1 protein-coding gene (only partly in view) is annotated in these 8,571 nt (G+C 64.2%); it reads left to right on the forward strand.

All coding sequences use genetic code 11. From position 1 onward, the window contains the following. Positions 1-8,471: the end of a calcium-binding protein gene (locus tag ACE3T5_RS08395; protein WP_374666441.1), read on the forward strand. 21,544 nt of this gene lie to the left of the window's left edge; 8,471 of the gene's 30,015 nt are visible here — the last part of the coding sequence; its start codon lies beyond the left edge, outside the window; its stop codon occupies positions 8,469-8,471. The last annotated feature ends 100 nt before the right edge of the window (positions 8,472-8,571 follow it).

Consider the following 8,571-nt stretch of genomic DNA (forward strand, 5'->3'; position numbering starts at 1 on the left):
CGGCGCCCACCGTGAGCTACCAGGTCACCGGTCTGCCACCCGGCGCCCGCTTCGACGCCGAGACGCTGGAGGTGATCTGGCAACCAGGCTATGACCAGGCCGGCACGTACTACGTGCATGTGATTGCCACCGATGACGGCGACGGCACGGGCATCCCGGCCGCGAGCGAGATGACAATTCCGATCGTCGCCACCAACGCCAACCGCGCGCCGGTGATCGCGCCGGTGTCCAACGCCTTTGTCGATCGCGGTGCCGTGCTGGAGATTCCCTTCAGCGCCACCGATGTCGATGGCAACCCGGTCACGATCACCGTGAACGGACTCCCGGCCTTCGCGACCTACGTGCAGGGCGAGAGCGGGCTGGGCGCCGATGGGCGCTACACCAGCGGCGGCGTGCTGCGCTTCGCGCCGAGCGAAGGGCAGCGTGGCGACTACACCATCACCATCGTCGCGCAAGACAACGGCGGCGGCGACCCGAACCAGGTGCAGGCGCAGTCGCACACCTTCGTGGTGACGGTGCGTGCGGCCAGCGAGCCGCCCATCCTGACGATGCCCTCGCAGGTCGTCGCCGTGGTCGGCCAGCCCATCACCGTGCCGATCAGCGTGCGTGACCTCGATCAGGATGCGTTGACTTTCAGCGTGCCCGGCCTCCCGCCCGGTGCCGTGCTGGAGATGCTGCCGCAGTACGGCCAGGCGCTGCTCAAGTGGACGCCGACCGAAGAAGACATCCGCGTGCATGACCTGCAGGTCGTGGTGCGTGACAGCGGCCTAGGCCCGCAGGATGCGGGCTACATGCCCGATCCGGCCAACCCGCCGGTGCCGAACGAGCGCAGCCAGACTTTGCGCGTGAGCGTGCGCTCCGCCAACCTGGCGCCGGCTGTGCTGGGTGTCACTGCGACCGGCGCTGAAGTCGTGCCCGGTGCGTCGCAAGCCACGGTGCAGGCCACCGAAGGCGTGCCGCTCGCCCTCACGATCTTCGCGCAGGACGGCGATGCCGACCGCCTGAACTGGAGCGTGACCGGCCTGCCGCCGGGCATGGTGCTGGACGTGGATGCCAGCACGGGCCAGGCCACGCTGCGCTGGACACCGGGCCTGTTCGCCGCGCAGGACGCCGGCTTCGGCAGCCAGGCCGGCACATACCCGATCACCGTGACGGCCAGCGACGGAACATCGTCCGTGTTGCAGCAGATCACGCTGCAGGTCGCCAACGTGAACCGCGCCCCGCGCATCCTGCCGATGCCGCTGCAGCTGGTGCAGGAAGGCGAGACGCTGTCGTTCGCGGTGCTGGGCGCGGATGCGGATGGCGACGCCACCCGCCTCGCCTTGCAGTACGACGAGAACACGCCCGAGGGCCTGTTCTTCGATCCCGCCACAGGCCTGCTCGAATGGACGCCGACGCAGGACGTGGTGAACAACAGCGAAGGCGGATCCCGCGCCTACACCCTGAACTTCACCGCCACCGACGGCACCCTCAGCAGCCAGCAGAGCGTGCAGGTGCGCGTGTTCGACGTGAACCGTCCGCCGGTGCTGCAGGTGAGCAACCATGCGCTGGCGGTGGGGCAAAGCTTCACGCTACCGGTGCACCTCGGCTTGCTCCCTCACCCTCCGGGGGAGGGTGGGGGAGGGGGCGTGCGCGCCACAGACCCCGACGGCACCGCCCAGAGCGCCAACCTCGCCATCAGCTTCCTCAACCTCCCCGAAGGCGCCAGCTACGACGCGGCCACCCGCCAGCTCACCTGGACCCCAGGTCCCGGCCAGGTGGGTGACTTCGTGGTGACTGCCCGCGCCTGGGACGGCTTCAACGCCACGACGGAAACCTTCACCCTGCGCGTGGCCGCCGATGCCACCGGCATGGAACCGAACGTGCTGGTCAGCACCACGCCCAGCACCCCCGTGCAGCCCGGCCAACTGGTGGTGGCCAGCGTGCGCGCGTCCAGCTACGGCGACATGCAAAGCATCGCAGTGGAAGTGCAGGGCCTGGACCCCGCTCACCCGCAGGCCTGGAGCACCGTGGCCCTGGACGCAGCGGGCCGCTTCCGCCTGACGCCTGCAGCGCCTGGCCTGTTGAACATCCGCGTGACTGCCACCGATGTGGACGGCTTCAGCAAGACGCACGTGCACGCCGTGCGCGTGAAAGACCCCGCTGATGTGCAAGCGCCACAACTGGCATGGACCGGCCCGCTGGCAAGCGCCACCGCGTTCAGCGATCCGCCGACGGTGAGTGCACCGGTGGTGCTGCGCGCCGCCGTGCAGGAGCAGCAGCTCATGGGTTGGCGGCTGCAACTGGCTGCCGCAGGCACGGCAGCCTGGCAGACGATCGGGCAGATGGCATCCGACGCGGCAGCGCAGAGCGGCAGCATCGATCTCGCCACCTTCGATCCGGCGGCGTTCGCCAACGGCGTGTACGACCTCCGCCTCACCGCGTGGGATCTGCAAGGCCGCACGGCGGAGATCGAGGCGCGTGTCGTGGTGGACAGCGGGGTGAAGCTTGCCCCACAGGCCGTGGCTAGCGACGCCACGTTCCAACTAGGCGGCCACACCTTCACGCTGACCAGAGAACTCCCTCTCCCCTCCGGGGAGAGGGTGGGGGTGAGGGGCGCGCCCGCCCCCGACTTCGGCAACTGGCAGCTCTCCGGCCTGCAGACCCAGCTCACCACCGACCAACCCGCCACCGACGACCAGGGCATGCTGGCCCCCTGGAGCGAGGGTGCCCGCATCTGGCTGCGGACCCCCTCGCTCACCGGAGCCGCGGCAACCCCCTTGACGTTCACCCTCGGCACCGTGAGCGAACGCCTGGCCAACGTGGCCGGTGCGCCGGTGGTCATCCGCCCCGTCTTCGCCACGACAACCCCGGGCTGGACCCTGCAGGCGCACGCCGACACCGGCCTCGACACCCGAATTGGGCTTCTGGGCGGCAATGCCGAAGCGCTGCAGCGCCAAGGCGGCCGCCTGTACGAGCAGGTCACGGGCCTGCCCTGGGTGCCGGCCAGCTTCACCCTGACCGGCCCGGACGGCACCCGCTACCAATTGGATGCGCAAGGCCAGGTCACGGCGGTCGAGTTTGCCGATGGTGCCCAGTGGATGGTGAGCGACGCGGGCATCGCAGCGATCACCTCGGCAGGTGCCGAGCAACGGGTCGACTTCGTGCGCGACGAGCAAGGGCGCATCAAGCGCGTCACCGGCATGATGGAGGGCATGCAGACCTCCTATGCTTACGTCTATGGCGCCCGCGGCCGGCTGGAGCTGGTTCGGGACATCACGACCGACAACGGCGCACGCACCGGCCAGCCATACGGCTACGAGGCTGATGGCTCGTTGCTGAAGGACACGCTGTCGGCGGACTTTGGTGCCGCGATGCGCTGGCACACGGGCGCGCTGGCGGGATCGGGAAGCGGCCTCACGGCCGCGGGCTGGAGCGGCACGCTGGCGAACGGCCAAACCACCAGCTTGGGCTTCACGATCCGCGAGAGCGAGATCGCGGCCACGGTGAAGGTTCCGGGCGCGCAGGGCGCAGTGATCGTGGCGATCGAGGCGGAGTTCGCGCAGGCCGTCGGCTCGCTGCAGGTGACCGGCGCTACGGTGTTGGGCACGTCCACGGTCGGCAGCAAGCTGACGACGCTGGTCCGCGTGAGCGAAGCCGGCTTGAAGATGATCCGTTTTGCCGGCGAAGGCCAGGTCACGGTGCGCCTGCGCTTGGCTGGTGACTTGAACCTCGATGGTTTGGTCAACGGCTCCGACAGCGCCGCATGGGCGCAGTCGCCGTCGGATCTCGACGGCGATGGACAGGCCACGCAGGTGGATCGGCAGGTGCTCTACGCGAACTATGGGCTGCGCGCCAACCAGGCACCGGTGGCCGCCGGGACGACGAACCTCAAGACCCACACGGACCTCGCTGCGCGTACGAGCCTGGCCAGCGTCGCGCGCGACCTGGAAGGCGACAACGTGTTCTGGCGGGTGCTGGGCGCGACGCATGGCACCGCCAAGCTCTCCGTGGATAGCGAGCGCATCGAATTCATGCCCGAAGTGGGCTACGCGGGACAGGCGACCATCACCGTACAGGCCGATGATGGCTTTGCGGCAAGTGGCCCCATCGAGATCGACATAGTCGTGAGTGCGGCTCGCTTGCTGACCATCCACGTGCAGAGACTGGCGGGCCTGGTGGCCGGTCAAACCGGGCAGTTGGCGGTGACGGGTGATTTCGAGGATCAAGAGGGCGTCGTGCTTACTGGCAACTATGCGATGTACACGTCCTCTGACAGTTCGGTGGTGAGTGTCAGCAGCACCGGCGCGGTGCGGGGCATAGGCAACGGCATCGCCCTGGTGCAGGTCCAGGCCCGAGGAATAGAAGGGGTGAACGCCTTCACGGTCTCGCTCGATGGATACGGCCCCGATCTGGACGACAACGGCTTCGAGGTCGACGTATATCCGCGCGCCATCACGCTGCCGTTGATGGGTCAGCGTCAACTGAACGTGACGCTGCCAGACACGGCCGGAACCAACGGCGGTGTGCCGGTCAACATATCGGCAGCGGCTTTGGGCACGCGCTACTTCGTCAGCGATGCCGCCATTGCCGAGGTCAGCCCCGATGGCCTGATCGCGGCAAAGGCCACAGGCACGGCGACCTTGAGCATCGTCCACCAGGGCCGCCAGCAGGACATTACCTTGAACGTGCAGCCCGCGACTGTCGGTACCGCAACTGTGACAGCCAAGCAAGGGGCTGTCGTGCAGGACGCAGAAGGCAACCTGCTGATGGTAGCGCCAGGGGCGCTTGCTTCTGGCACTCAGGTTAGTCTTCACAGCGTGGCGCTCGCGCAAGTCGACACGCCACTTCCTTCGCCACAGCTGTTGCACGCGTTTGCTGCTGTTGACATCAGCATCGGCGAAGAAATTGCAGAACTTCCCCTGCAGCTTTCGGTTCGTGCCCCCGCCGGTGTGGAGGCAGGCAAACAGGTTCAGTTCTGGAAACAAGGAAGCATCCTTGACGATGATGGTACCGAGCATCAGACGTGGTGGTTGGTGGACAACGGCGTCGTCTCGCAAGACGGCTACGCACGCACGTCCAGCCCACCCTTCGATGGCCTGCTGGGCACAGGGCGCTACTTGCTGACGCTGAGTGACAGCGTATTGGACATTGTTGACACCCAACTCGTCGAGTGGGCGGGTGCGTGGAGCGCATTCTGGTCGCCAGAGACCAACATCGCAGCCAGAGCGGCGGAGTATCTCTCCACCGCTATGGTCGATCTGTTCTGCTCACTCGCGAGCTTCTTTGCGCTGAAGTACGGCGCTGCAGGCGCAGATAAAGCGGTCATTCCTGGAAGCGCCTTGCGGCGCTCGAACACGACCAACATCTATCCTCCCATAGCTGCTGGCGGCGAGTTGCTTCCGAACATCACGCGCATACAGTTTGATCCGAGTACGATGAAGTTGACCATCACCGGGCAGAACATCGTGCCGGAGGGAACCAAAGCCAAGACCGCAGACATCAAGGTTTTACTGAGCCCCCATGGTCCCCAATCGTGCGCGCGTGGCGCCCCGTCGCTCAAGGGCTTGGCAGAGCTGGAACTTGTCGCAACTGACCTCGGCTTCGGGTCGATAGAGGTCACTGTTCCACAGGGTGTTGCGCTCTCACTGCACAACATCAGCATAGTGCGACGCGGCGTCAGCACGCTTAACGGCAAAACCAGCCTTACTACGGACTATGTGCGTTCAGAATCGGTGGAGGGGGCGACGTTCACGCCTGGTTGGAGCCTGGTTGTAACGCCAGACAGCATCAATGTGTTTGCAGCCAAGACCAACCCCGCGGACGGGCTGGACTTCTTGCGGCAAATCAAGCAAGACCAAGCCGGTAGCCCGCTGAACCTGGGCGGTCGCTACGGTGAGCAGGTTGTCCACAGTGCCGATGGAACGATGGCCTACATCGCAGGCCGCGAGGGCAAAATCTACGTGATGGACATGCGCACCCTGCGTATCGTTCACACCCTCAAGGTGCCGCCAGGGGCCACGGCGCCGATTTCGAGCCTGGCGGTGTCTGGCGATTGGCTCTATGTGTCTGAGGGAAGTTCAGTATCGCCAACGGGTGGTCGTCTGCTGCGCTTCAACATCGATCCGGACAGTTCAAGTTTCTTGTCGGATGCTTTGCAGATCAAATTCGGCGCGAACGCTCCCTATGGCTTCCAGGATATGGCGATCAACAGCGACAGCTACCTCGCCATCACCGCACCACAGGGGCGTGACAGCCTCAACCTGAATGATAGATCGGCCGGGCGGGGTAACGTCTACATCCTGGACTTGGCGAAGACAAGCGACAAAGGTGTCCTGCAAGGCAAGGCTGTCACAACGATGAGTGCCGAATCATTCCCAGTAGCGTCGAACGGCACCTATCCCCGCTATGTGACCAGCGGCGCCGGTAACGCGCAGTTCCTCCTTTCGAGCAGTAAGGACCCCAACAGTGGATTGATCGCGCTGAGCGCCAATGTCGATGCGCTTGGCTATCTTTCTGGCGGTGCATCGGCCCGGGCGATTCAGATGACGCCCACAGAGCAAGTCTCGGGTTGGATCAACACCAAGTTCCAGCAGAACATCCAGCGTACGGCTGGCAGCGTCATCGTCACCTACAAGGGTAAGCAGTACGCACTGGTCGCCGACTACAACTTCCTGTTCAACGACGCTCACTTCGTCGACTACGAGAACTATGGGGAAGGCAAAGCGATCGGCGGCAAGATCGGCATCGTGGAAGACCCGTTTGGCGAACCTCGCTACCTTGGCGCGACATCGCCGATCATCGGCGGGGCGGTTGATCGTCTGATGTTGGGACCGGAAGGTACGTTGTACGCTGACGTGTTTCTGGATGAAGCCACGCCCACAGGCTGGCACACGTTCCGAACCCTTTTCACGTGGGATGCGGCCAAGCTGGTGGAACTGGCGGTTCAGGCGGACAAAGCCAACCGCAGCCGCACCATACCCATCGATCGTGCAGGTGAATCTTTGTCTGGCGGTGTCTACTACGGCGCCGGGACCATTCGTTACGACGGAGTGGCCGAAGGCCAGCTCTTTGGCAGCGTGACTGGCTTTGGTGCCTATAACCCAAGCCCTGCACCGCTAGACGTGGGAGATCCGTACGCGCGAGGCGACGTCATTGAGTTGAGTCAGGACGACGGCGCGGGCCCACCCACCATTGCGACAACCGGATCTGCAGTGGATGCCACCGAAAGCTTCTTGCTCAAAGTGGGCTATCACATCCTCGATGGCTTCACTGGGGGCTTCTTTGAGGCGCGGGACAAGCTGCGCCAACAGTACAACGCGGGTGTGATCAAGAAATATGCGGACTATGAGCGCGAGGTGTTCAAGCTGGTGCTGGCCCATGGTTTGGGTGTGACGGTGAGTTTCGCCGTCACCGGCCCAACCTTCGTCATCGCCAAGGGCCTGGGCGGCACCGTAGCCGCGAGCGCCGGCGCCAGCGCCCTCATCAGCCTCAAGACCATGGATGCGGCGATCCAAGGCTTGCTTGGCCAGATGGCACCGGCGTTGCAACGCGGCGAGCAGACCATTGCGCAAGTGTTGGCCGGGCTGGCAGAGGACCAAATAGCTCTGGTCTTGGGGGGCTTGCTTGGGCCGGGCGTAGCGCGGGAAGTCTCGCCGCGCGCCATCGCCTCCATCAAGCAAATGTTCACCTACCTGAGCAACCTGATCACCAGTCCTGGCAAATTGGCGGTCGTGGGTGGCGCCAGCTTCCTCGCCGACGAAACCCAGGCGGCCGGAGTGAAGTTGAAGTCCGCTGTCAGCGGCTCGGAGCGCATCAAAGTGAGCGTTTCGCGCATCCCCGATAGCGCACCGGCCGGCTGGTTCGTCCTCAAATTCGGTAATCTGACCCTTAAGCTTCCCGAGCCCGGCACCAAAACGCTGAGCGAGGCGACCCAGTTCTACCGCGTCGAGGTGACCAAGCTCATCAAGGGTTTGGACAAGAGTGAACTGTCTGTGAGGGATCAGATCTTGCTATTCGAGAAAATGAACCGTATGTTGCAAACAGGGGTCAAGAAGTCGTTGCTCGACCAGGGCAGCGCGCCGGCGGAGTTCCAGGCTGCCTTTGGGGCCAGGAAAACGCTCAAGGAAGTCAAGCGTGAATTGGCAAGCACAGGTCAGGGGACCGGGCAAATCCTGGAAAAAAAGATCCTGGATGATCTGAAGAAGAGTATCGATTTATCCAAGAAGTGGTACGAAACCGATGCTTGCTTTGCTGCCGGTACGCTGGTTCATACCAAGGAAGGCCTGGTGCCCATCGAGCAGATCAAGGTCGGCGACTGGGTGTTGTCAAAGCATGAAAGTGGTGAGGGGGAACGGGCCTATAAACGGGTTGTTAAAACGTTTGTGCATGAGGATGAGCAGGTGGGTCGGTTCTCCTACATTGGTCGCGATGAGGATGGCCGATTCAGCTGGGGTGATGGTCTTTTATTGATCCGGCAGCAAATAACTTGAACTTTTCCGACCCGCCGTGATCCATCAGTGATGGAAACAGCTGACATGAGATCGCTGTCGCGCGAGGCGCGGCACGAACGACGGGTTCAGGTCATCCGCC

This window comes from Ramlibacter sp., from assembly GCF_041916345.1.
In the GTDB taxonomy this organism is placed as follows: Bacteria; Pseudomonadota; Gammaproteobacteria; order Burkholderiales; family Burkholderiaceae_C; genus Ramlibacter.